This window comes from Brucella daejeonensis, from assembly GCF_014199265.1.
GTDB classification, from domain to species: Bacteria; Pseudomonadota; Alphaproteobacteria; order Rhizobiales; family Rhizobiaceae; genus Brucella; species Brucella daejeonensis.
Genome location: NZ_JACIJG010000005.1, coordinates 1 through 23,882, shown reverse-complemented (window position 1 = coordinate 23,882; position 23,882 = coordinate 1). Strand labels below are relative to the sequence as shown.

Sequence of the window (23,882 nt, the reverse complement as noted above, 5' to 3'; positions counted from 1 at the left end):
GGAATCAGACCACTAGTGGATTGAATTTGACGTTTGGATCCCGACTGAATGAGATGCTGTTTCAAACGTCAAATTCGAAAAATCCACTAGATACATAAAGTGACTAGTGGTCTTTTCGATTCCGACATTTGCTCAACGCCTGTATCCGAGGAATGCAAATGTCGGAATCAGACCACTAGTGGATTGAATTTGACGTTTGGATCCCGACTGAATGAGATGCTGTTTCAAACGTCAAATTCGAAAAATCCACTAGATACATAAAGTGACTAGTGGTCTTTTCGATTCCGACATTTGCTCAACGCCTGTATCCGAGGAATGCAAATGTCGGAATCAGACCACTAGCGGCACAGCTATCAGATACATTATAAGGCGTCCATGAATGACGAAACCGCCCCCATGAATAAAAGTCAGGAAAAAGCCGAACTCCGGCGTGGCTGGACCACTGGCGCCTGCGCCACGGCCGCCACCAAGGCAGCGCTGACAGCGCTTATCACCGGCGAGTTTCCCGATCCTGTCGGCATCATCCTGCCAAAGGGTGAAGTGCCCTATTTTCAGCTCGCCTATGAAGGGCTTGGCGAAGGCTATGCCATGGCGGGCATCGTGAAGGACGCGGGCGACGACCCCGACGTCACTCACGGCGCGACAATCATCTCGACGGTTTTTCCTGCTCCACCCGGCACCGGCATTCAGTTTCGGGCGGGCGAAGGCGTGGGCACCGTCACCCGGCCGGGACTTCAGATTCCGCCCGGCGAAGCCGCGATCAATCCGGTTCCGCGCCGCATGATGACGGAAATCTGCGAACAGATATGCGCCGAATACGGCCTCCCCGCCGATCTGGTCATCACCATATCCGTACCCGGCGGCGAGGAAATCGCCATGAAGACATGGAATCCGCGCCTCGGTATCGTCGGCGGCATTTCCATTCTCGGCACCACGGGCGTGGTGCACCCCTTCTCCTGCTCGGCCTGGATTCATTCGATCCATCGCGGCATCGACGTTGCGCGCGCCGCCGGGCAAAATCATGTGCTCGGCGCGACCGGCTCGACCTCGGAAGACGCCGCACAGGCGCTCTACAACCTGCCCGACTTCGCCATTCTCGACATGGGCGACTTCGCCGGAGGCGTACTCAAATATCTGCGCGAACATCCCATCGACAAGCTCACCATTGCCGGCGGCTTCGCCAAGCTGACCAAGCTCGCTCAGGGCGCGCTCGATCTTCACTCCTCCCGCTCACAGGTGGATAAAAACTTCCTATGGACCGTCGCCCGAAAGGCCGGTGCGCCGGAAGATATGAAGAACCGGATTCTCCTTGCGAACACAGCGCTGGAAATCCTTGAAATGACTCAGGCAATCGGCATCGACATGGCAACGCCGATTGCGCTCAAGGCACGCGAAACGGCCCTCGAAACGCTGCGCGGCGCACCCGTTGCGGTGGAAATCATCGTGACAGACCGCAAGGGAAACATCCTTGCCCGCGTCTGACCCCAGGGTACTTATCCTCGGCGGCACGGCGGAAGCGTCGAGACTTGCCGCCGCACTGCAAGCCCGCTCCGTCGATGTGGTTACATCGCTTGCGGGACGCACGGCAAATCCGGCTCCCGTCGCCGGTTCGGTGCGGGTTGGCGGCTTTGGCGGCGTGGAGGGGTTGTCGGCCTGTCTGACCGCCGGTCAGTTCGGCCTGATCATCGACGCGACGCATCCTTATGCAACCCGTATTTCACGGAACGCCATCGAGGCAGCGAAGGTCGCGGACATCCCGCTGCTTCGTCTCGAACGACCGGCCTGGCAACGGCAGCCCGGCGATCACTGGATCGACGTCGCAAATGAAACCGAGGCCGCCGCCATGATCCCGAGGGGCGAACGTGTCTTTCTCGCTCTCGGTCGCCAGCATATCGCTCCATTTGCCGAATGCGCGGACGCCCATTTCACCCTTCGCATGATCGATCCGCCCGAAGTGACGCTTCCAGCGCATTGCGAAATCGTTCTGGCAAGGCCGGAAAGTCGTGAATTGGAGAAGCGGTTTCTCGCGGACAGAAAGATCGGACTGATCGTCTGCCGCAACTCCGGCGGCAGCATATCCTACGGGAAAATCGAGGCCGCACGCGACCTCTTCATCCCGGTCCTGATGATCGCCCGCCCGCCTGTCCTGGCAGAAACTGTCGTCGCGACGGTTGAAGAAGCGATGGAATTTGCGCGCTCAACCCTCTGTTTTTGAGCGCGCCGCATGGCTGTGCGCCTCATGATAGAGAGCTGAATCGCGAAAATTCTTCGGATCGAGCCCGCGCCCGACAAAAATCATCGCGGTGCGCTTGAGGTCCGCCACTTCGACCTTCGCCGCAATGTCCGACAATGTGCCGCGAAGGATTTGTTCGTCCGGCCACCCGATGCGATAGGCCACCACCACCGGGCAATCGGCCCCGTAAAGCGGGATAAGCTCAGCCTCGATGTTGGCGAGGTTGCGAATGGACAGATGTATGACCAGCGTCGCGCCCGACCGTCCAAATATCGCGAGGTTCTCGCCTTCCGGCATGGCCGAGGATTTCATCGACGTCCGCGTGAGGATGATCGACTGGTTGACCCCAGGTATCGTCAGTTCCTGCTTCATGGCGGCGGCGGCGGCCGCAAAAGCCGGTACGCCCGGCGTCACATCATAGGGAATGCCAAGCCCGTCCAGCCGCCGCATCTGTTCGGCCATGGCGCCATAGATGGAAGGATCACCGGAATGGACCCGCGCCACATCCAGCCCTTGTGCGTGTGCCGCCTCCATTTCTGCGATGATTTCATCGAGGGTCAGCGCCGAACTGTCCACCAGATGCGCCTCTTTCGGCGCGCCCGCGACAACTTCCTTCGGCACCAGGGAGCCTGCATAGATGCAAACGGGGCATCGTTCGATCAGGCGCAGGCCACGCACGGTAATCAGGTCTGCCGCGCCGGGACCGGCGCCGATAAAATGAACGGTCATGGCGTTTCCTTCGTAAGCGCCGGATGTGGTTCTCCCGCATGGGCCAGAGCAGCCGTTGCACGGGCCGACGCTGTTTTCTCGACCAGCAGATAACCATCCGCGCCTATGGCCGCCAGCGCAGCGGCTTCCGCTACGCCGTGGCATCCGACAGACCGGAAAACGACTTCGGATGGGTTTTTCAGGCGGGCCGTTTCTTGCTCAAGTCGCGCCGCTTCAAAATAAAGAAGCGCGCAGCCGTAATGTGCTGCAAGTTCCTCCCATACGAAATCCCGCCTCGCTGCAAGCGTTGCAATCGCATCTGGTTTCCGACAGGCTCCCTGCGACAATACCCGCGCGGCAAGCGCCCGAAGTTCATCGAATGTTACCCCCGACGAACTGCCCATCCCAAGTGCTGTCCTGTAATGGCCCAAAACCACGGCCCTAGGACTGGCGCGCTTTGTGCAGTTCCTCCGGCTTGACGCCGAGCGTATCGGCGATACGCTGGATCATCTCGGCTTCCGAACGATCGAGCCGATGGTCGGAACAGGCGATTTTCACCAGTTCGCCAAGCAGCGCAAAGCGACGTTCCGGCGCCATTTCGGCCAGCATGTTGGCCGCCTGCATGGTCGTCGTCTCATAGGCGAAATCCTTGAGATATTCCGCCACCTCGGGAAGCTCTTCCGGCGAAATGCCGAAGCTTTTCTCAGCTATTTCCTTGAACGCTGCTATTTCAGCCGGATGCTGATCGCCATCGGCAAATACGACGTGCAACAGCAAAAGCAGTTCCGATGCCAGCGCCGGATCGTCGGCCACACGCTGCACAGCACTTTTCCTGCTCAGAAATGCAGTAATCCGCTCAAAGATGCTCTCGTTCATCGAACCCCTCAAACCAGTCGATCTGCCTGTATGAATAACGTTGGACAAACAGGAAAACAATCTCGACCGACAAAAGCGCCCCCTGTCTTGATCGAAAAGCGGCAGGCCGTAGCGAAAATGGTGAATTTCGACCGCCGGAGCTTGAGTAGCACTTACCTCAACAGGCCACTGGCGCTCCCGGCATCGCTGCTCTATGTTGCGCCAACCTCACCCTTGGGTTCCCCCTTATGTTTGAATTCTTCGATTCGCTTACCCTGCTTCTGACGGCTGCCGCATTCATTGCCGGCATCATCGATTCCATCGCCGGCGGCGGGGGCATGATCACGATCCCTGCCCTGCTTCTGGCCGGGATTCCTCCCGTCGAGGCGCTCGGCACGAACAAGTTGCAAGGGCTTTTCGGTTCGTCATCGGCAACCATCGCCTATGCGCGAAAAGGACACGTGAATATCCTCCAGCAATGGCCGGAAGCGCTGGCTTCGCTGCTTGGATCGGTGCTGGGCGCGCTTCTGGCAACGGTCCTGCCCGTGGACATCATGCGCGCTGCCCTGCCGATATTGCTGATTGCCATCGCAATCTATTTCGCGCTGAAGCCGAGCCTTGGCGATGTCGATCGGGCGCGTCGGGTAGGGCCGTTTCTCTTCGGCGTCACCCTGATCCCGCTGGTCGGCTTTTACGACGGGCTTTTCGGGCCGGGAACCGGCTCTTTCTTCATGCTGGCATTCGTGGCGCTCGCTGGCTACGGTGTACTGAAGGCCACGGCGCACACCAAGCTTCTCAATTGCGCATCGAATGTCGGCGGCTTCGCCACCTTTGCGCTCGTCGGCGTCATCAACTGGAAAATCGGCATCTGCATGGGCGTCGCGCAATTCATCGGCGCCCAGATTGGCGCGAGCCTCGCCATGAAGATCGGTTCGCGCATCATCAAGCCTTTGCTGATCGTCGTCAGCCTTGCGCTTGCCGTGCGCCTTCTGATGGATTCGAGCAATCCATTGCGTCAGATGCTAGGGTTTTAAACCCGCAGCCCGGAACTGCCAGCTATCGACCATCAGAACTCGATGCCCTTCTGCGCCTTGACGCCCGAACGGAACGGATGCTTGATCATCTCCATTTCGGTCACGAGATCCGCAGCTTCGATCAGTTCATCCTTGGCGTTGCGGCCAGTAATGATGACATGCTTCATTTCCGGCTTGGCTTTCAGCACCGCGATGATTTCTTCGACTGGCAGATAGTCATAGCGCAACACGATGTTGAGTTCGTCGCACAGCACCATGTCATAGCTTTCATCGAGGATCATGGCCTTGGCCTGCTCCCATGCGCCGCGCGCCATTTCGATATCGCGGGCACGATCCTGCGTTTCCCAGGTAAAGCCCTCGCCAAGCGCCGAAATCGTCACCTGTTCGGGAAATTTTTCGAGCACCCAGCGCTCGCCCGTATCCCACGAGCCTTTGACGAACTGGACGACGCCGACCTTCATGCCATGACCCAGAGCACGAAAAACCATGCCGAAACCGGCAGTCGACTTGCCCTTGCCCTTGCCCGTGTGGACGATCACGAGGCCTTTTTCGTCGGTCTTGGTCGCCTGAATCTTGTCGCGGGCTGCCTTCTTCTTACGCATCTTGTCGGCATGGCGGGCATTGAGCTCATCTTCCGTCATCGAAAGAAGTTTCGCAGATTTCTCAGCCATTTACTGCCCTTTCCGGATTCAACTTGATAAGATTTACGCTCAGATGTTCCAGCTCGAACCGCGCCGAATTGGAGCGTGGCGCCCAGAAGCCGCGTTCAATCGCATCATTGAGCTTCGCGGCGGTTTCAGCGAGCGCGGCAGGATTTTTCTCGGCCATGAAATCCTGCACCGCCTTGTCGGCGATATAGGCCTGATAAACAGCCTCGAAATGGTGATTGCCGACCTTGCCGGTCGTGGCGGCAAAGGCAAACAGGTAATCGACCGTCGCGGCAATTTCCGCAGCGCCCTTATAGCCATGGCGCATGACACCGGCGATCCATTTCGGATTGGCTGCCCGCCCTCGCACCACGCGCGAAAGCTCTTCCTCCAGCGTACGGATCACCGGCTTTTCAGGCCGCGAATGATCGTTGTGATAGACGCTCGGCATCGCGCCGGTCAGATTTTCGACCGTCGCGGCCATTCCGCCCTCGAACTGGTAATAATCGTCGCTGTCGAGCAGGTCATGCTCGCGATTGTCCTGATTTTGCACCACCGCCTGCACGGACCGAAGCCGCTCTTCGAGAAGCCCGCGCTCAGCCTGCCCTTCCTCGCCCGCACCATAGGCATAGCCGCCCCAGACAAGCCACGCTTCGGCGAGGTCGTTGCGCCCCGCCCAGCCATTCTCGTCGATCAGGGCCTGCAAGCCCGCGCCATAAGCACCGGGCTTCGATCCGAACACGCGATAGCCCGCGCGGCGCTCCGCAGTCTTTTCATCCGCTCCGCTTGCAACGAGGCGCGCCTTTTCGGCCTCCATTCGGGCAGCGATCGGATTGTCTTCCGCTTCCTCATCGAGAGCGCCGACAGCACGAACAGCCTTGTCGAACAGGGCGATCTGTTCCGGGAAAGCATCGCGGAAAAAGCCGGAAATGCGCAGCGTCACGTCAATGCGTGGACGGCCCAGCTTTGCAACCGGCACGATTTCGTAGCCGGTGACACGGCGAGAAGCCATATCCCAGACCGGTTTCACGCCGATCAGCGCCAGCGCCTGAGCGATATCGTCGCCGCCGGTGCGCATATTGGACGTACCCCAGGCGGTAAGCCCGAACGATGTCGGCCATTCGCCATGGTCTTGCGTGTAACGGGTGATCAGCAGTTCGGCAGATTTACGGCCCAGTTCCCATGCGGCAGGCGTCGGCACGGCACGACTATCGGTCGAGAAGAAATTGCGCCCCGTCGGCAGAACATCCGGGCGGCCGCGCGTCGGAGCGCCGGACGGACCCGGCGGCACAAAGCGACCTGAAATGGCGGCCAGGAAGCCTTCGATTTCCGATGGTCCGCAGGATGTCACCATCGGACGCAAATGCTCATCGACCGATTGCAAAACGGCCTTTGTCCGCGCCCAGTCGTCGGGGCACCTCACTTCGCCGCTCACGAGTTGAGCCGCCAGCAGCTCGATCCGCTCCACTGTATCGCCGGCAATCCGCCAGCTTGCAGGACTTGCCGCGACGAGCAATTCCGGCTTCGGTCCCGTCCATGGATCAGCCATCGCACAATCGAGCGGATCGAAATCCTCACCAAGTCCCGCATCTTGAGCGATGGCCCGTTGCAGGCTTTGCTCGCCCGGCAGACCGCCAAGCGAAACCGGAATTCCGCGCGGCACACGCGCCAGCGCGACCAGAAGGTCGGTCAGAAGACGTCCTTCCGGTGCAAGACCGAAAACATGCAGCCCGTCGCGGATCTGCATTTCCTTGAGGTCGCAAAGATAGGCGTCGAGCTTTTGCAGCGCCATGTCTTCGTCGTCATGATCGTGAATGCCCGCATCGCGGTCGAGACCGATATCACGCACCAGATCGAGAATCTGTGTTTTCAGGCGCAGCAGACGGCGCGGATCGACGCCCGACGCCTCGTAATATTCATCGACCAGCGCTTCGAGGTCTTTCAGCGGACCGTAGCTTTCCGCACGCGTCAACGGCGGTGTCAGATGGTCGATGATGACCGCGCCTGCCCGGCGCTTGGCCTGTGTCCCCTCGCCCGGATCGTTGACGATGAAGGGATAGACATGCGGCATCGGTCCGAAGACGGCTTCCGGGTAGCAGTTTTCCGACAGCGCCAAAGCCTTGCCCGGCAACCATTCCAGATTGCCATGCTTGCCCATATGCACGATGGCATCGACACCGGCGACATCACGCAGATAGGCATAGAAGGCTATGTAACCGTGCGGCGGTACGAGATCGGGAGAATGATAGGTTTCCTTCGGATCGATATTGTAACCGCGCGCAGGCTGAATGCCGGCAATGGTTTGGCCAAGTTTCATCAGCGGCAGCGCAAAACCGCTCGATGCAGGATCGAAGAACGGATCGTTTTCCGGCAATCCCCAACGAGCCGCAACCGCTCCTTGAATCGCATCGGGAAGCTTTTCGAAGAAGGCATTGTATTGATTCAGCGAAATGGTTTCGCGGATTTCGCGACCATCGCGTGCGGCATTGGTTGGACCAGCCATCAAAAGCCGCATGAAGGCATCGCCATCGACAGGTACATCGCCCACCGAATAGCCCTCGCGGGCCATGGCGCGCAGTGTTTCCACCGTTCCGGCGGGCGTATCGAGACCGACTCCATTGCCGAGCCTGCCATCGCGGTTCGGATAATTGGCGAGGATAAGCGCAATACGCCGTTCTTCCGGTGCCTTGCGCTTCAATCGCGCCCAGCGCGCAGCCAGTTCGGCCACAAAGGCGACGCGGCCCGTATCCGGTTCATGGGTAACAATATTAGCTTCGACCGATGTATCGAACTGCTTTGCGGATTTGAAGGAAACCGCACGCGACAGGACACGCCCGTCCACTTCCGGCAGCGCGACATTCATCGCCAGGTCGCGTGCCAGCAAGCCCTGCTGCGACGCGGCCCACATTGCCTTCGGCGTACCGGAAAAGATCACTTGCAGGACCATGTTGCCGCGTTTGTCGAGCACGGTCGGCTTGCGCTCGGCGCCCGGCGAGGAAATGGCGAAGCCAGTGGCATTCAGAACGATGTCCGGCGGGCAATCCTCGAACAGTCCATCGACAACGGCCGCTGAAAGCCGGTCCTTGAGGCTTGAGACGAATATCGGGAGCGGATTGAGGCCCTGTGCCTGCAAAGCGTCGACGAGCGCCTCGACCGGCTGCGTCTGTCCGCTCTGCACCAGTGCACGATAAAAAATGATTGCTGCAACAGGCGCATCGCCGGCCTGCCATTGTTCGCGAATGAGACCGAGTGAAGGCGTGGCCATCTCGGGCCACCAAAGCCCCGCCTTGAGCAGCGGAGCCGCCTCTTCCGGCTTTTCGCCGCCATTGATCAGAGCGATACAATATTCAAGAAAGCGGGACGTATTCGCCGCCCCTCCCTCGATCAGATATTGCCAGAGCGCATCGCGTTCCCGCGCTGAAACCGTCGAAAACCGTTCAAGCCCATGATCGGGCTTGTCGTCACCCGGCAACACCACAATCTTGATGCCACGCGAAACTGCGCAGGCATGAAGCGCTTCAAGCCCATAGGGCCAATAAGTCTCACCGCCGATGATCCGTACGACGATGAGTTTCGCATGTTGTGCCGTACGCTCGACATAAGCGTCCACCGACATGGGGTGTGTCAGGCTCAGAAAATTGGCCAGCCGTAAAGTGGGGCCTTCTTTCGCAAGCTTATATGCCTGCGAAAGGCTGGCCAGTTCCGTATCGGCGGCGGAAAGGAACAATATGTCGCCCGGTGTCTGGCCGAGATCGACCGCCTCGCTGCCGTCGCTGATCGTTCCTTTCTGGGCGAGCAGGAGATGCATTATAAAACGGCGTCTTTCACGGCTTTGATGATTGCCTGTTCGTCGATCTCATGCAGGCCGATGACGACAAGGCGTGTGCCGCGAACCTCATCCTTGCCCCAGGGCCGGTCGAAATAATGCTCGATACGCGAGCCGACCGCCTGCACGACCAGACGCATCGGCTTGCCCGGCACATCGACAAAACCCTTGAGACGCAGAATGTCGTGTTCTGCGATTATACCCTTGAGCTTCCCGGTAAATGCCTTTGGATCGGCAACCGGACCGGCTTCCACCACGAAGCTCTCGAACTCGTCGTGATCGTGTTCGTGTCCATCGGCGTGATGAATTTCGTGATGCGATCGGCGATTGGCAATATCGGCTTCCGTACCAACGCCAAGACCGAGCAGCACATCGGCGCCAAGCTTGCCGAAACTTGCGGGCACCATGTTGACGCGGCGCGACGAACGCTCCGCCACATCGGCCTTGACGTTGTCCAGCCGGGAAGCATCGATGAGATCGGCCTTGTTGAGCACGATCAGGTCCGCAGCATGAATCTGATCCTCAAAAAGTTCCTCTAAAGGGCTTTCATGATCAAGAGATTCATCCGCCGCGCGCTGCGCGTCCACCTTGTCGTGATCGTCCGCAAACCGCCCTTCCGCAACGGCGGCGGCGTCGATCACCGTCACGACGCCATCGACCGTCACCTGCGTCTTTATTTCCGGCCAGTTGAAGGCAGCGACCAGCGGCTGCGGCAGCGCCAGACCGGATGTTTCGATCACGATATGATCGGGACGCTCTGCCCTGTCCAGAAGCCTTGTCATGGTCGGGATGAAATCGTCGGCAACAGTGCAGCAGATGCAGCCATTGTTGAGTTCGATCACGTCTTCCTCACGGCAGCTCTCAATGCCGCAACCTTTCAGAATGCCGCCATCGACGCCGAGATCTCCGAACTCGTTGATGATGAGCGCGATGCGCTTGCCATCGGCATTCTCCAGGAGATTACGGATCATCGTGGTCTTGCCGGACCCCAGGAATCCGGTGATTACGGTCGCCGGGATTTTCTGACCCTGCATGGAATTATCCCTTCATCTTGAGCGGCAGACCTGCCGCCATGAAATAAACTTCGTCGGCCACCGACGCCACCGCCTGATGCAGAAAACCGGCATGGTCGCGAAACTCCCGCGCCATACGGTTTTCCGGCACGATGCCAAGTCCAACTTCATTGGAAACGAACACGATGGGTCCCGAAAGCCCCGGTAAAGCTTCTGTAAGCCGCTGCGTTTCGGTCGCTATGTCGTGCCCCGCCATCATGAGATTGGTGATCCAGAGCGTCAGGCAGTCGACCAGCACGAAGCGGTCGGCACCCGCATGTCTCGAAAGCGCCGCCACGAGACCGAGCGGCTCTTCCACTGTCAGCCATTGCGGCCCGCGCCGGTTGCGATGGATCGCGATACGGCTTTCCATTTCTTCGTCGAAGGCGCGTCCCGTCGCGAGATAGACCGGCTGAAGCCCGGAGGCTTCCACCAGCTTTTCCGAAAACGATGACTTGCCCGAACGGGCCCCGCCAAGAACCAGAACGGATTTTCTCACCGGAGCCATTGCCATCAGCCTTCGATCTCCGGGGAAGCGTAGTGCTGGATGAACCAGCCGAGCGCCAGCCCGATTACCGCCCACATGAACAGGTTCGTTGCCAGCGAAGCGACTGCATATTGCGAGGCCAGAAGTGCCGGGATTGGCGATGAGATGTCCTCGGGATGCGGCGCACCGTAAAGATGCGGCAACACGATCAGCAGAAGCCCGAGCGCCTTCGCCCATATTTCCTGACGCAATATGACGAGATAGAGAGCGATGCCGCTCAAAACCACCGTGACAAGCCACCAGAGCTGACGGTCGGCCAGATCGGCGGCGGGCATGGCCGGAAGCTCGGGCGAAAGCCCCAATGACGGCATGAAGGCGACCGCAAAGAACCCGGCAACGCCCCAATAGATGCCGTTGTGTGGCGTGATGCGCAGCCCGAGCGCCAGGGCCACACCGCCAAGCAGCAGAGCGAAACCGGCACCGGCCACAAGATTGGCAAGAATGGTGTTGCCGAGACGTCCGAACGGGAGTTCCGCCCCTTCTTCCTCCGCTTCAGCGATAGCGCCGTGATCGTGCGGCACAGCTTCGGCTTCGCCATGGCTGTGGCCGCCCGCGCCCTCGTAGGTTTCGGCCTGTAAAATCAGGGGCACGGTTTTAAGATACATGGCAGGCGTCACCAGAAGCCCTGCCAGAAGGCCCGCGGCAAGCGTAGCCAGCAAATAACGGATCAACATATCTGTTCCTCAATGGCAACTTCAGCCCGATGGCGACTGTCCCGATAGAGACTGCCATCGAGCGTTGCTCAATCCTCAATGCCTGAATGACGGAGTGACTGCTCAGTGGCAGGGAAAGCCATAGGAATGGCGCGTATCATGCGCCGAATCGTGCAGCGCATCCGAATGAGCCAGCCCCACCCCATAGATCAGGAATGCGCCGAGAAGCAGAGAAACGACAGCCGTCCCCAAACGGGCGGCGAGCGGCATTGCCAGGGTGTTGGAAACAGAATTACGAGTATGTGCAGCCATGACAACCTCCGTGCAGGCAGCAGGGAAAACCTCCCATCGGGTGCGGACACGATGTCCTTCACGCAACAGGCAGGTCTCCTGGCTCGCGGGTCATAAGGAGTGAAGCTACCTTCCCAGAAGCCTTTGGCTTCCAGTGGCTGCCGGTTATCCGGCTTGCCTCATCCCTCTCCGCTCTACAGTCGCGGGGTCGGCTGCGATAAAGACGCCCGGCATGGGTCCGTCCGTCGCATTCCCTTTTGGCATTGCCGGGATTCGTTCCGGCAAAACCTGTTGCATGGCCGAACATTAGGCCTTCGTCAGAGCGGCGTCAATCGAGTGCGAACAGCGCATCGATATCGAGACAGTTCTCCAATTCCTCCGCCAGTTCATCGAGCGCCGCCTCGATGCCTGCGCGATAATTTTCGCCGGAGCTTTGAACACCGAGCTTGCCGAGGAAGCGGCGTCGAAAATCGTCGGCGCCAAAAACGCCGTGCAGATAGGTCCCCATGACGCGGCCATCTGGAGAAACGGCACCGTCATCATGGTCGCCGATCCGCGAGAAAGGACGAACCGCGTCCGTGCCTTCCGTACGGCCGATATGAATCTCGTAGCCCTCAAGCGATGCATCGTGAAGGAGCGAACGGGCTTCGACATTGCGAACGATCTTTTCCGGTTCCATAACGGTTTCGACGTCGAGCAGCCCCAGCCCTGCAATATCGCGAACCTGCCCCTCGGTGCCGTTCGGATCGCTGATCCGGTTACCGAGCATCTGATATCCGCCGCAAATGCCGAGCACGTGCCCGCCGCGCCGCATATGGGCCTGAAGATCACGCTCCCAGCCATTTTCACGAAAGGCGATCAGATCGGCAATCGTGGATTTCGTACCCGGCAGAACGACCAGTCCGGCATCGTGCGGCAATGACTGCCCAGGCGGGACCATCACGACTTCCACCTCGGTTTCCGCCCTGAGCGGATCGAGATCGTCGAAATTGGCGATGCGCGGCAACATGGGCACGGCGACTTTCAACGCCTTCGCATCGCCACGCGTTGCCCGTTCCAGAACCACGGAATCTTCGGCGGGCAGGCGCGAGACAGCCTTTAGCCACGGCACAACGCCGAACGAGCGCCAGCCGGTAAAGCGTGTGATCGCTTCCAGACCGTCATCGAAGAGCGAGATGTCGCCACGAAACTTGTTGATCAGGAAGCCGTGCACCATGGCGCGATCTTCTTCCGGCAGGATCGTATGCGTGCCGACCAGCGAGGCGATCACCCCGCCCCGGTCGATGTCGCCCACCAGAACAACAGGAACATGGGCACGTGTGGCAAACCCCATATTGGCAATGTCGCCCGCCCGAAGATTGATCTCGGCTGGCGATCCCGCCCCTTCGATCAGTACCAGATCGGCGCCTTCACTGACGGTCGCAAAGGATTCCATCACCGCCGCCATCAATTGCGGCTTTAGCTGCTGATAATACCGGCCACGCGCTTCACCGCGCACCTGCCCCTGCACGACGACCTGGCTACCCATATCCGTCTGGGGCTTCAGGAGAACGGGATTCATGTGCACCGAAGGCGGAACACCGCAAGCCAGCGCCTGAAGCCATTGAGCCCGGCCGATCTCGCCACCGTCCTCCGCGACGGCAGCATTATTGGACATATTCTGCGGCTTGAACGGACGCACAGTGAGGCCGCGGTTGCGCGCGGCACGGCACAGCCCGGCAACGAGAACGCTCTTGCCGACATCCGAACCCGTTCCCTGAAACATGATTGCGCGTGCCATGCACCGGTGGGTAGCTTAAACTTTGCGCGCTGGCAACGGCACTGCGGGACGCCCGCGGCAGGCAGCCGGTGCTCTATGCAAAAATGCGCATCGGTTTATTACAAATGTGAGCAACATTATTCCAATGGAGCGTTGGCAGCCTTCCGCTCTTATGCTCTAGTCGAAACATGAAAGCGGTGCTCATAGGGAGGAAACCATGGATACTGCCGACCAGACTCAGTTCGAATTGAACGAGGATCAACTCGCCATTCAGGATATGGCGCGGGCCTTCGCCAGCGACCGCATTGCGCCGTACGCCCTCCAGTGGGATCGCGACAAGCATTTCCCGGTTGACGTCATACGCGAGACGGGACCGCTCGGCATGGGTGGTGTATATGTGCGCGAGGATGTCGGCGGTTCGGCCCTGAAACGGCTCGACGCGGTACTGATTTTTGAGGCCCTGGCCACCGCATGTCCTTCATTTTCGGCTTTTGTCTCCATTCACAACATGGCCGCCTGGATGATCGACACGTTCGGCAACGAAGACCAGCGGCACCGCTTTTTGCCGAATCTCACTTCAATGGAATGGCTCGCCAGCTATTGCCTGACAGAACCGGGTTCCGGCTCCGACGCCGCAGCCTTGCGGACACGCGCCGTGCGCGATGGCGACCACTATGTACTCAACGGCGCCAAACAGTTCATTTCCGGCGCAGGCTCGACCGATGTCTATGTCACGATGGTGCGTACCGGAGAGGACGGTCCCAGGGGAATTTCCACCATCGTTGTGCCAAAAGATGCACCCGGTCTGTCTTTCGGCGCCAATGAATACAAGATGGGATGGAATGCCCAACCGACGAGAACAGTCATTTTCGATAATTGCCGCGTACCGGTCGAAAACCTGCTCGGCGAAGAAGGAACAGGGTTCAGGATCGCCATGGCGGGCCTCGATGGGGGCCGTCTGAACATTGCGGCCTGTTCGCTCGGCGGCGCGCAATCGGCACTCGACAAGTCGCTCGACTATTGCAGCCAGCGCAAGGCTTTCGGCCAGACGATAGACCGTTTTCAGGCGCTTCAGTTCAGGCTGGCCGACATGGAGACGGAACTTTCAGCGTCGCGCCTTTTTCTCTATGCCGCAGCCAGCAAGCTCGACCGCAAGACACATGATGCAGGCAAATGGTCCGCAATGGCCAAAAGATTCGTCACCGATACCGGGTTCAATGTCGCCAATGAAGCGCTGCAGCTTTTCGGCGGATACGGTTATCTTCACGAATATGGGATCGAAAAGCTGGTCCGCGACCTGCGCGTGCACCAGATTCTGGAAGGCACGAACGAAATCATGCGCGTGATCATTGCGCGCCAGATGATCGGGTCCAGATAAACGACGTTGAGTTAAGGGAGGAATAGATCATGGCCACAATAGCATTTATCGGCCTGGGCAACATGGGCGGGCCGATGGCTGCCAATCTCGTTAAAGCAGGTCATACCGTCCGGGGCTTCGATCTGCTGCCGCAGCATCTGGAAGAGGCGAAGGCAAATGGCCTCGCCATCGCCGCAAGCGCGGCCGATGCCGCTGCGGATGCCGATGTCGTCATCACCATGCTGCCGGCGGGCAAACATGTTCTTTCCGTCTATGAAGACATTGCGCCCAAGGCCCGCAAAGATTCGCTATTCATCGATTGCTCGACGATCGACGTGGATTCCGCGCGCAAGGCGCATGAACTGGCGGCAAGCCACGGCCACCTTTCCATTGATGCGCCGGTTTCCGGCGGCACCGGCGGTGCCGCCGCCGGCACATTGACCTTCATGGCAGGCGGCAGCGACGATGCATTCGGTCGCGGCGAACCCGTTCTCCAGCCCATGGCAGGCAAAATCGTCCATTGCGGCGGCGACGGTGCGGGACAGGCCGCAAAAATCTGCAACAACATGATCCTCGGCATTTCGATGATCGGCGTAAGTGAAGCTTTCGTGCTGGCAGAAAAGCTCGGACTGTCTCATCAGGCGCTGTTCGACGTCGCTTCCACCTCCTCGGGACAATGCTGGTCGCTGACGACCTACTGCCCTGTTCCCGGCCCGGTTCCGACATCGCCCGCCAATCGCGATTACAAACCCGGCTTCGCTGCGGCCCTGATGCTCAAGGATCTCAAGCTTTCGCAGGAAGCCGCCAAAAGCGCCGGTGCTGAAACGCCGCTCGGCGCCCATGCCGAAGAGCTTTACGGCCTCTTCAACGATGAAGGACATGGCGGCGACGATTTTTCGGGTATCGTCAATTATCTGCGCTCCCGGTCGAATGCCACATGAGAGTAAGCTAAAAAAAATTGCATTGTTTAGATTTGCTTAAGTCTCTGATAACCGTACGGTAACGATGTTGGGCTAGAAAGGAGCACGAGAGGGGGTCACCCCGCTCGATGCTCCGGATCTGGTACTGCGTACCGGAGCTTAGTATATCCCGCCAGTGTAACGTTCGGCGGCGATGCCATGCGTAACTGGCAAAACCGTGCACCGTTCGGCAGCGCGGTTTTTGCCGTTCAGGCCCGACTTTCAGCCTCTTCAATACCGGCAGGTTTTCAAAACGTCGGAACGACCTACCGCCCCTGACGGTTGCGCATTGCTCTTGCGCCTGCCACGTTGCAAAATCGCAAGCTATTGTTACAAGACTTCTCAGTGACCGGATTGAAATCTGGACACAATCCTGTGAAATGCACAGCGCCTAGAGCATGTCTCCCAAAAGTGGGAACCGGTTTTGGGATAAAAACATGCGTAAAAATAAAAGCTTAAAGCGTGTTGCCTGAATACGATTGAACGCAACACGCTTTAAAAGAAGCTTAAATCGGCGAAATTCATCATTCAGGGCATCGCTTTTGACCGCACACCGACCAGCTACCACGGCCTCCCCAGCCGATAGAAGATTCCTTGGATTGCCTTGGGCTGTCATCTTCGTGCTGTGTTATTTCGTCTTCCAGACAATTCTCGTTACTGCCGTCTCCAATGGAGCGGGCCTGGACGACGCTGAGCAACTCGCCAATATAGGCTATCTCGAATGGGGTTACGGCGGATCGCAACCGCCGCTCTACACCTGGATCACCAATCTGGCGGCTTCGGTGCTCGGCACATCCATGCTTACGCTCCAGATTGTAAAATTCAGCATTCTGGCCAGCCTGTTTCTGAGCGTTTATGGCGGCATGAGGCTGTTGGGTTTCTCGCGCCTCGTGGCGTCAGCCAGCATGTTGGGCCTGTTTCTCATCCCGCAGATCGGTTGGGAATCGCAGCGCGCCCTCACCCATTCGGTAGCGGGCACCGCAGGTTGCGGGTGGGCCTTTCTGGCTTTTGCGTGGCACATGCGCGCCCGCCATGCCGGTTCTGCGGCCGCACTCGGCATTGCCATGGCCGCCGCCATCCTCGGCAAGTTCAACGCCTCGTTTTTTCTTGCCATGCTGATCGTCACGGGACTGCTGGTTGCGGAATACCGGAAAGTGCTGCTCTCGAAACTGAGCCTCGTCACCGTTCTCGCTTTCGCCGTCTGTTTCGGGCCGACCGCGTTCTGGATGCTGGCACATAAATCGAGTGTCATCGCCCGCGCCAGCAAGTTCGAAATCGGCGCTTCGGGAAATGTTTTCTCCGACAGGCTACTCGGGGTCGAGAGCCTGGTCGAAGCCGCGTTCCTGTTCTCAATTCTCGCTCTTGCCGTGGCAGGCGTCATCGCGCTCATTCACTGGAGAAAAAAGACCGCTCCGTCAATCCCTCTGACCGCTGGCGAGCAATTTCTGCGGCGTCTCATTGCGGTGGGGATCGTTATCGTTCTCGCGGGCGTCGTTGCCACCGGCGCAAACAATGTAAAGGATCGCTGGCTGCAGCCTGTCCTGTTTCTTACGCCTGCGCTCATGGCCAGCCTGATGGCGCGCTACCGGACCGGCGACCGGCCCATGATCGACCTCGCCGCCGTGAGCGCGGCGGTTGCCCTCATCGTTCCGCCTGTTCTGGGCTATTATCTGACTTACGGCTCAAGCAATCCGCCTTACGGGCAGCTTGATTACCGACATTTTTACGAGGAAGTTCAGGCGAAGGGACCGTTCAGGACCATCCTGGCCGACAATGCCCAGATACCGGGCAATCTAAGATTATTCGATCCGGGCTTGCAGGTGATACATCCCGAAACCCCGGATTCCAGAGGCCATCTGATACCGCCCCTGCTTGTCATGTGGTTCGGCGACGCCGCCCCCAACGACCGTATCGCCACATTGCTGCAGGATGCGAATATCAAGCTGCCTGAAAACGGTATAACGACAACCAATGTCCAATACAAAACGCGCCCAGACAGGCACGTCACCGTAAGCTATTTTCTGCTTCGATGAAAAGGCCCGGGCAAGCCCGGGCCAAACCTTTGCTTATTCCACCGTATCCTGAATGGCGTGTGCGGTGCTTTTCACGTCACGCCCGACACCGCGAACGGTGTTCGCACAGGATGCAAGCGTGAAAGCGCACAGAACGATAGCAAGTGGGACAAGTCTGGTCAGCTTCATAACAGTCTCTCCAACGGGATGAGCGCCCTTGCCCAAAAGGAAGGGAACTGCGTAAATTACCGGGCCATTCAAACCAGCCATACCTCGCGCCACGCCTGAAATCCTGACCGACATGACCGGCGGTGAAGCCGATTCACGCGGCTGTCACAAAGGCAATTTAGCGCAGCAATTTTTGCTGGCAAGAGAATGTATTAGAGCGCGTCCCGAAAACCGCTTCATACTTTTTGGGACGCGCTCTGATACACATTTCGGGAAACGGGAATCCCAATCAGCATGAGCGGAATGTTTCGAAACGACCGCTCCGGCGATAGGCTTCGAAAACATTCCGCAAATGATCGGCCACGACCTGTATATGCGGTCCGGCTTCCGGCTTGACCACCATGCCAAGCTGATAACGGCCCAGCGACGGCAAGCCATGTTCCGGCCCAAGAGCGACAATTCCATCGTTCAGCAAGGTCTTGCCGAAGGGTGCAATTGCAAGGTCGGCCATGATAGCCGCCCGCTGTCCCGTCGAGTGCGAACTCATATAGGCGATGCGATAGGGGCGACCGCTGCTTTCAAGCGCTTGCAGCGCATTTCCGCGCCATGCGCAGCCTTCTTCCCATATGGAAAGCGGCAGCGGATCACGGCGATAGGCCGTGCCGCATTTCGCCCCTGCCCAGACCAGTTCCTCATCCAGGAGAATTTCCACATCGTCCCTCGTCGGCACGGTATGTGAGATGTTGACCAGCGTCACATCGAGCCGACGTTCATCGAGCCGCCTGCGTAGATTGGCGCTCTGATCGATAACCACGTCAACCGTCACACCCGGATGCGTCTCGGCAAAACGTTTGAGGACGAGCGGCAGAACACATTCGCCGATATCGTCCGGCGAGCCGAGCCGAACGACGCCGGCAACCGTCGGCGCAACGAATTTCGACACAGCTTCGCGGTTGAGAGCCAGAAGGCGACGGGCATATCCCAGAAGAACTTCACCGTCGCTGGTAAGCGTGACCGAACGCGCATCGCGGTCAAAAACGGCGACGCCCAACTGGTCCTCCAGTTTCTTGATCTGCATGGATACGGCAGAAGGCGTCCGAAACACCGCATTCGCTGCCGAAGAAAAACTTCCCGCATCGGCGATCGCCACGAATGTGCGCAGCACATCAATATCGAGCATTGGAAGAGGGTGTTGAACCGGCGCTGTCATGACGGACTCCGTTTCGCTGCGCATTGTTCAAATTTTCTGATCTTAAACCTTTCTATATTTCGTTTGATTGAACGTCAAGTAGGGCACACATTGGAAACACGACAAACAGAGCTGCAGCGAACGTATCACCTGAACTTTCCGAACGAGGAGTAAGAAAATGACCGTTCAATGCCACACACTCACTCAATCCGCTTCCATTGGCCGAACAGGAATAGCCCGCAACGCTTCCGCTTTGCCCGACGCATCGGCTCCGTCATGGTTTCTGGACATCTGGACCAGGATACGAAATCAGGCGGAACTCTGGTCGCATGAACGGCGCATCAAGCGCAGCCGCCGGGTTCTGGAAGCACTCCCGGAACACATCCTGCACGATATTGGCTGGCCGAATATCGATGATCGCCTGGCCCGCCCCACATCCGGGCCCACACGAAAAAACTGAAGCGAAACCGAGGGCGATCATGTGGTTCGCCCTCAATTTCACGACATCTAAATACGTTTTCGCGGCAGGCATTTAGCCGCACTTTGCAACCTGCCTGTTCTGTGTCTCAATAGAACACTATCTCGTTTGCGCCATCGCCCTCCCCCGGATAATCCGGGCTGGTGCAGCCGGGTAGCCGGTCTGAAAACGACCGGTCAAACCGGGTTCGAAAATGACCCGGAGTCGTGACGGAGACACAAGGCTTCTGCTGCGTCGGGAACCGCAGTCTGAGCTTTCGAGAATGGGAACGATCGGGCTATGATCCAGGCTTCATCGGTTAAGCGGTCTATTGTCTTTTTTCTTGTTCCAAACTTTTCGATGATTGCATTTGCCACGGCAATCGAGCCGCTGCGCATTGCAAATCGAATGCTTGGCTACGACGCCTATCGATGGCGTTTGACCTCGGTTGACGGGAAACCGGTCACCGCGTCGAACGGTGTCGAATGTGCGGTCAATGCGTCGCTGGAAGACGAGCGGCGTTTTCTGCAACGTGAACAGCGCCCGTCGATGGTGTTCGTCTGTTCGGGCGTCTATGTCGAACAGTTCAAAAACAAGTCCGTCTTTGCCTGGCTGCGCGAAGAATATAATCGCGGCGTGACGGTCGGCGGACTTTGCACCGGCGCGCATATACTGGCGGCGGCAGGGCTTCTTTCCGGCAAGCGCTGCGCGATCCACTGGGAGAACCTGCCGGGCTTTTCGGAGGCGTTTCCAAAAGCTGAAGTCTATGCCGATCTATTTGAGTTCGACAGCAACATCTATACCTGCGCGGGAGGCACGGCGTCTCTCGACATGATGCTGAAGCTCATCGGCGACGATTTCGACGCCAATCTGGTCAACAAGATATGTGAGCAGGCGCTGACGGATCGTGTCCGCAGCCCGCAGGATCGCCAGCGCCTTCCGCTGCGCGCACGGCTGGGCATCCAGAATTCCAAGGTGCTGACTATTATCGAGATGATGGAAGCAAATCTCTCCGAGCCGCAGGCGCTGATAAATGTGGCTCACATGATCGGGCTTTCGCGCCGTCAGGTGGAACGCCTGTTCCGCCAGGAGATGGGCCGCTCCCCGGCACGCTATTATCTGGAAATCCGGCTGGATCGGGCCCGGCACCTGCTTTTGCAATCGGCCATGCCCGTTGTTGAAATCGCCGTCGCCTGCGGTTTCGTATCTGCGTCGCATTTTTCCAAATGCTATCGCGAACTCTACGGACGTTCACCGCAACAGGAGCGTGCGGAGCGCAAAATGCTCATTGCCGCTTAGCGCGTCCCCGAAAACTGTGGAGGCTGCGGCATGTCGCGGACAGGATAGTATTTCACGGCGGCCGCATGATTTTCCGCAGCCGCGATGCAGTCGTCCGACGCTGCGAATATGTCGTATAAAGGCAAATGTCGCGACCAGCCAACGACTATGGTTTTGTTGAATTCCAACTAGGGTCGCATAAAATGGCAGAGTTTCCTAAAAAGGCGAAAGTCGTGATTGTCGGGCTCGGCGGCATCGTCGGCGCATCAGTCGCGCATCATCTCATCGAGCGTGGTTGGGACGACATTGTCGGCATCGACAAATCCGGCATTCCGACCGACATCGGCTCGACCGCCCACGCATCGGATTTCTGCTATGCGACAAGCCACGATTTCCTCTCCTGCTGGACCACGCTCTATTCCATCGATTTCTATGAAAAGATGGGACATTACGCCCGCGTAGGCGGCATTGAGGTTGCGCGGGTCGACGACGACGCCCGCATGGATGAAATCAAGCGAAAGGTCGCTTCGGGCAAGGCGTTCGGCACGCGTGCGCGCCTGATGGAACCGGCTGAAATCAAGGAAAAATTCCCGCTCATCGAGGAAAGCCTCGTTCAGGGCGGCCTTTGGGATCCCGATGCAGGTCTGGTCATTCCGCGCTCGCAGACGGTCGCCGGCAAACTGATCGACCAGGCAGAGGCCGCTGGCAAGCTACAGAGCTTCGCAAACACACCGGCACAGTCGCTTGTCGTCGAGAATGGCCGTATCAAGGGCGTCGTCACACATCGCGGCACCATCGAAGCGGACTATGTCATCGTCTGCGCCGGGCTTTGGGGGCGTCTGATAGCGGAAATGGTCGGCGAAGACCTGCCGGTCATGCCGATCGATCATCCGCTGACTTTCTTCGGCCCCTATAATGAATTCGAAGGCACCGGCAAGGAAATCGGCTGGCCGCTGATGCGCGATCAGGGCAATTCGGCCTATATGCGCGATACCGGCGATCCGAAGACGGCGGAGGGTGGTCAGATCGAGTGGGGTTATTACGAGGAAAAGAACCCGCGCCTTTGCCATCCGCGTGATCTTCTGGAAAAGCACGAAGCGCGCCTGTCGCCTTCGCAGCGCGACCTCGACATGGAGCAGGTCCTGGAGCCGCTGGAACGCGCCATCGAACTGACCCCGATCCTCGGCGAACTCGGTTACAATGAGGGCCATTCCTTCAACGGCTTCCTGCAGGTCACCACCGACGGCGGTCCTTCGATGGGCGAAAGCCAGAAGGTGCGCGGTCTTTGGTATGCGGTCGCCATCTGGGTCAAGGACGGTCCGGGCATGGGCAAGCTGATCGCCGACTGGATGACCGACGGGCGAACCTCCATCGACCACCACGCCATCGACTATTCCCGTTTCTATCCGCATCAGATGACGGAACAGTTCATCTGGGATCGCTGCACTGAAACAGCGATGAAAGTCTACAATCCGGCAGTCCATCCGCGTGAACCCTTTTCCAAGGCACGCAATATCCGCCGTTCTCCCTTCTACGAACGTGAAGTGGAACTGGGCGGCTACTTCATGGAATTGGGCGGATGGGAGCGCGCGCATGGTTATGCCGCCAACGAGCATTTGCTGGAAAAGTATGGCGACCGCGTTCCTGTGCGCGAAAACGAGTGGGATAACCGCCATTTCTGGCGTGTCTCCAATGCCGAGCATCTGGAACTCACTGAAAACTGCGGCATCATCAATCTATCGCACTTCGCAATGTACGATATCGAGGGGCCGGACCATGTCGAACTGATGGAATGGCTCTGCGCCGCAAAGATCGGCGGCGATGCCAATATAGGCAAGGGCATCTATACCCATTTCCTTGATGACGAGGGCATGGTGCGCGCCGACTTTACGGCAATCCGCATGGCCGACCGCATCCGCATGATCAACGGCGCCGATGCCGGTCCGCGCGATTTCCATTATATGCGCCGCATCGCAGAGGATAAGGGCTTCGATGTCACCATTACCGATGTGACCGAGAAATATGTCACCATCGGCATCTGGGGTCCGAACGCCCGCGAAAACCTCAAGAAGGTGGTTGAGAACCCGGATGGTCTCGATCCCGGGAATTTCCCTTTTGCAGCCATCAAGCCGATCAGGATCGCCGGCAAGGACGTGACCGCCTTCCGTATTTCCTACGTCGGGGAACAGGGCTGGGAATTGCACATGGCTTACGAAGACGGCCTTGCCGTGTGGGACGTGCTGCGCTCGACCGGCGTGATCGCCGTTGGCGTGGAAACCTATGCCAACACCCGTCGCATGGAGAAAAGCCTGCGCCTGCAAAATGCCGATCTGCTGACGGAATACAATCTGCTTGAGGCCGATCTTGCCCGCCCCAAGGTCAAGGAGGCGGATTTCCGCGGCAAGGCGAAGCACCAGGAATATAAGGCTCGCGAGCATCAGCCCGCCATGCTCTGTACGCTGGTCATGACGGACAACACCGACAGCAAGGGCGTCGCGCGTTATCCCGTGGGCATCATGCCGGTTCTGGACCCGGAAACGGGGGAAACACTCATCGACGAACTGGGCCGCAGATCGTTCATAACGTCAGTCGCTTATGGCCCAACCATTGGCAGGAACATCGCCCTCGCCTATCTGCCCTGGTCCTACTGCCAGGAAGGGCGCAAACTTCAGGTGGAATATTTCGGCGACGCCTATCCGGTCGAAGTGGTCTCCATCGGCTACAAGCCTCTATATGACCCGGAAAACCTGAAACCTCGCAGCTAGAGCGGTTCAGCCTTTGACAGAATCGAAGGGGATTCCGTCGAGGCCTGTTTTGTGATTCAAGATGCTGGCTGGAGTGGAGGCCAGCATCAGAT

21 protein-coding genes and 1 riboswitch are annotated in these 23,882 nt (G+C 58.5%); of the genes, 9 read left to right on the top strand and 12 right to left on the bottom strand.

All coding sequences use genetic code 11. The features are described 5' to 3' along the window. Positions 1-375: 375 nt before the first annotated feature. Both FHS76_RS07465 and FHS76_RS07460 read left to right on the top strand, forming a co-directional pair. Complete coding sequence (locus tag FHS76_RS07465; protein ID WP_183650243.1) at positions 376-1,482, top strand: cobalt-precorrin-5B (C(1))-methyltransferase; 1,107 nt, start codon at positions 376-378, stop codon at positions 1,480-1,482. Next, entirely contained in the window at positions 1,469-2,215 is a 747-nt protein-coding gene (locus FHS76_RS07460; protein ID WP_183650240.1) for a cobalt-precorrin-6A reductase, read from the top strand. The genes FHS76_RS07465 and FHS76_RS07460 overlap by 14 nt, the downstream gene beginning before the upstream one ends. On the opposite strand, the gene cobM is transcribed toward FHS76_RS07460, so the two are convergent. Genes cobM through FHS76_RS07445 form a run of 3 tightly spaced genes read right to left on the bottom strand, consistent with a single transcriptional unit; the run spans position 2,198 to position 3,817 of the window. Further along, a complete protein-coding gene (gene cobM, locus FHS76_RS07455) occupies positions 2,198-2,962 on the bottom strand; it encodes a precorrin-4 C(11)-methyltransferase (RefSeq protein ID WP_183650238.1) in 765 nt (254 codons plus the stop codon). The two genes, FHS76_RS07460 and cobM, sit on opposite strands and share 18 nt — an antisense overlap. Beyond that, positions 2,959-3,345 (bottom strand): cobalamin biosynthesis protein, encoded by a 387-nt coding sequence (locus FHS76_RS07450; RefSeq protein WP_183650235.1) that lies wholly within the window; start codon positions 3,343-3,345, stop codon positions 2,959-2,961. Before FHS76_RS07450 ends, cobM begins: the two co-directional genes overlap by 4 nt. 37 nt (positions 3,346-3,382) lie before the next feature. Next, positions 3,383-3,817: a tellurite resistance TerB family protein gene (locus FHS76_RS07445; protein WP_183650233.1), complete on the bottom strand. Its 435-nt coding sequence runs from the start codon at positions 3,815-3,817 to the stop codon at positions 3,383-3,385. Positions 3,818-4,044: 227 nt separating this feature from the next. Between FHS76_RS07445 and FHS76_RS07440 the strand changes: the two genes are divergently transcribed. Beyond that, positions 4,045-4,830, top strand: coding sequence for a TSUP family transporter (locus FHS76_RS07440; protein ID WP_183650229.1), 786 nt, complete (start codon positions 4,045-4,047; stop codon positions 4,828-4,830). Between the two features lie 32 nt (positions 4,831-4,862). Here the strand turns inward: FHS76_RS07440 and cobO are convergent, their stop codons facing one another. From cobO to FHS76_RS07405, 7 genes are all read right to left on the bottom strand, one after another. Then, complete coding sequence (gene cobO, locus FHS76_RS07435; protein WP_183650226.1) at positions 4,863-5,501, bottom strand: cob(I)yrinic acid a,c-diamide adenosyltransferase; 639 nt, start codon at positions 5,499-5,501, stop codon at positions 4,863-4,865. After that, complete coding sequence (gene cobN, locus FHS76_RS07430) at positions 5,494-9,285, bottom strand: cobaltochelatase subunit CobN (RefSeq protein WP_183650223.1); 3,792 nt, start codon at positions 9,283-9,285, stop codon at positions 5,494-5,496. Before cobN ends, cobO begins: the two co-directional genes overlap by 8 nt. Further along, positions 9,285-10,337 carry a cobalamin biosynthesis protein CobW gene (gene cobW / locus FHS76_RS07425; protein ID WP_183650220.1) on the bottom strand — a complete coding sequence of 351 codons (1,053 nt, stop codon included), beginning with the start codon at positions 10,335-10,337 and terminating at the stop codon, positions 9,285-9,287. The genes cobN and cobW overlap by 1 nt, the downstream gene beginning before the upstream one ends. 4 nt (positions 10,338-10,341) lie before the next feature. Next, the gene (gene cobU / locus FHS76_RS07420) at positions 10,342-10,863 is read right to left on the bottom strand and encodes a bifunctional adenosylcobinamide kinase/adenosylcobinamide-phosphate guanylyltransferase (RefSeq protein WP_183650934.1); all 522 of its coding nucleotides are present in this window, start codon (positions 10,861-10,863) and stop codon (positions 10,342-10,344) included. Positions 10,864-10,868: 5 nt separating this feature from the next. Further along, the gene (locus FHS76_RS07415; protein WP_183650217.1) at positions 10,869-11,576 is read right to left on the bottom strand and encodes a CbtA family protein; all 708 of its coding nucleotides are present in this window, start codon (positions 11,574-11,576) and stop codon (positions 10,869-10,871) included. Positions 11,577-11,678: 102 nt separating this feature from the next. Then, complete coding sequence (locus FHS76_RS07410; RefSeq protein WP_183650214.1) at positions 11,679-11,867, bottom strand: CbtB domain-containing protein; 189 nt, start codon at positions 11,865-11,867, stop codon at positions 11,679-11,681. A 51-nt stretch (positions 11,868-11,918) separates the two neighbouring features. Beyond that, a riboswitch (cobalamin riboswitch) is annotated at positions 11,919-12,153 on the bottom strand. A gap of 21 nt (positions 12,154-12,174) precedes the next feature. After that, on the bottom strand, positions 12,175-13,626 hold the full coding sequence (locus FHS76_RS07405) for a cobyric acid synthase (protein ID WP_183650212.1): 1,452 nt from the start codon (positions 13,624-13,626) through the stop codon (positions 12,175-12,177). 196 nt (positions 13,627-13,822) lie between these two features. Between FHS76_RS07405 and FHS76_RS07400 the strand changes: the two genes are divergently transcribed. The 3 genes from FHS76_RS07400 (at position 13,823) to FHS76_RS07390 (ending at position 17,954) form a co-directional block, all read left to right on the top strand. Then, positions 13,823-14,983, top strand: coding sequence for an isobutyryl-CoA dehydrogenase (locus FHS76_RS07400; protein ID WP_183650209.1), 1,161 nt, complete (start codon positions 13,823-13,825; stop codon positions 14,981-14,983). Positions 14,984-15,012: 29 nt separating this feature from the next. After that, entirely contained in the window at positions 15,013-15,903 is an 891-nt protein-coding gene (gene mmsB, locus FHS76_RS07395; protein ID WP_183650206.1) for a 3-hydroxyisobutyrate dehydrogenase, read from the top strand. A gap of 617 nt (positions 15,904-16,520) precedes the next feature. Next, on the top strand, positions 16,521-17,954 hold the full coding sequence (locus FHS76_RS07390; protein ID WP_235992608.1) for a glycosyltransferase family 39 protein: 1,434 nt from the start codon (positions 16,521-16,523) through the stop codon (positions 17,952-17,954). Positions 17,955-17,987: 33 nt separating this feature from the next. Here FHS76_RS07390 and FHS76_RS07385 read toward each other — a convergent pair whose 3' ends face one another. Both FHS76_RS07385 and FHS76_RS07380 read right to left on the bottom strand, forming a co-directional pair. After that, a complete protein-coding gene (locus FHS76_RS07385) occupies positions 17,988-18,122 on the bottom strand; it encodes an entericidin EcnAB (protein WP_183650200.1) in 135 nt (44 codons plus the stop codon). Positions 18,123-18,390: 268 nt separating this feature from the next. Then, positions 18,391-19,311: a LysR family transcriptional regulator gene (locus FHS76_RS07380; RefSeq protein WP_183650197.1), complete on the bottom strand. Its 921-nt coding sequence runs from the start codon at positions 19,309-19,311 to the stop codon at positions 18,391-18,393. A gap of 157 nt (positions 19,312-19,468) precedes the next feature. Here FHS76_RS07380 and FHS76_RS07375 point away from each other — a divergent pair, with 157 nt between their 5' ends. From FHS76_RS07375 to FHS76_RS07365, 3 genes are all read left to right on the top strand, one after another. Continuing rightward, a complete protein-coding gene (locus FHS76_RS07375) occupies positions 19,469-19,750 on the top strand; it encodes a DUF1127 domain-containing protein (RefSeq protein ID WP_183650194.1) in 282 nt (93 codons plus the stop codon). Between the two features lie 297 nt (positions 19,751-20,047). After that, positions 20,048-21,046: a GlxA family transcriptional regulator gene (locus FHS76_RS07370; RefSeq protein ID WP_183650191.1), complete on the top strand. Its 999-nt coding sequence runs from the start codon at positions 20,048-20,050 to the stop codon at positions 21,044-21,046. A gap of 182 nt (positions 21,047-21,228) precedes the next feature. Then, entirely contained in the window at positions 21,229-23,790 is a 2,562-nt protein-coding gene (locus tag FHS76_RS07365) for a GcvT family protein (protein WP_183650188.1), read from the top strand. Positions 23,791-23,882 lie beyond the last annotated feature (92 nt).

Coding starts and splice junctions, on each gene's coding strand:
- FHS76_RS07415 (WP_183650217.1), bottom strand. CDS start 11,576: ATGTTGATCCGTTATTTGCTGGCTACGCTTGCCGCGGGCCTTCTGGCA.
- FHS76_RS07400 (WP_183650209.1), top strand. CDS start 13,823: ATGGATACTGCCGACCAGACTCAGTTCGAATTGAACGAGGATCAACTC.
- FHS76_RS07385 (WP_183650200.1), bottom strand. CDS start 18,122: ATGAAGCTGACCAGACTTGTCCCACTTGCTATCGTTCTGTGCGCTTTC.
- cobO (WP_183650226.1), bottom strand. CDS start 5,501: ATGGCTGAGAAATCTGCGAAACTTCTTTCGATGACGGAAGATGAGCTC.
- FHS76_RS07440 (WP_183650229.1), top strand. CDS start 4,045: ATGTTTGAATTCTTCGATTCGCTTACCCTGCTTCTGACGGCTGCCGCA.
- cobM (WP_183650238.1), bottom strand. CDS start 2,962: ATGACCGTTCATTTTATCGGCGCCGGTCCCGGCGCGGCAGACCTGATT.
- cobU (WP_183650934.1), bottom strand. CDS start 10,863: ATGGCTCCGGTGAGAAAATCCGTTCTGGTTCTTGGCGGGGCCCGTTCG.
- cobW (WP_183650220.1), bottom strand. CDS start 10,337: ATGCAGGGTCAGAAAATCCCGGCGACCGTAATCACCGGATTCCTGGGG.
- FHS76_RS07445 (WP_183650233.1), bottom strand. CDS start 3,817: ATGAACGAGAGCATCTTTGAGCGGATTACTGCATTTCTGAGCAGGAAA.
- FHS76_RS07410 (WP_183650214.1), bottom strand. CDS start 11,867: ATGGCTGCACATACTCGTAATTCTGTTTCCAACACCCTGGCAATGCCG.
- mmsB (WP_183650206.1), top strand. CDS start 15,013: ATGGCCACAATAGCATTTATCGGCCTGGGCAACATGGGCGGGCCGATG.
- FHS76_RS07465 (WP_183650243.1), top strand. CDS start 376: ATGAATGACGAAACCGCCCCCATGAATAAAAGTCAGGAAAAAGCCGAA.
- FHS76_RS07450 (WP_183650235.1), bottom strand. CDS start 3,345: ATGGGCAGTTCGTCGGGGGTAACATTCGATGAACTTCGGGCGCTTGCC.
- FHS76_RS07375 (WP_183650194.1), top strand. CDS start 19,469: ATGACCGTTCAATGCCACACACTCACTCAATCCGCTTCCATTGGCCGA.
- FHS76_RS07370 (WP_183650191.1), top strand. CDS start 20,048: ATGATCCAGGCTTCATCGGTTAAGCGGTCTATTGTCTTTTTTCTTGTT.
- FHS76_RS07365 (WP_183650188.1), top strand. CDS start 21,229: ATGGCAGAGTTTCCTAAAAAGGCGAAAGTCGTGATTGTCGGGCTCGGC.
- FHS76_RS07380 (WP_183650197.1), bottom strand. CDS start 19,311: ATGACAGCGCCGGTTCAACACCCTCTTCCAATGCTCGATATTGATGTG.
- cobN (WP_183650223.1), bottom strand. CDS start 9,285: ATGCATCTCCTGCTCGCCCAGAAAGGAACGATCAGCGACGGCAGCGAG.
- FHS76_RS07405 (WP_183650212.1), bottom strand. CDS start 13,626: ATGGCACGCGCAATCATGTTTCAGGGAACGGGTTCGGATGTCGGCAAG.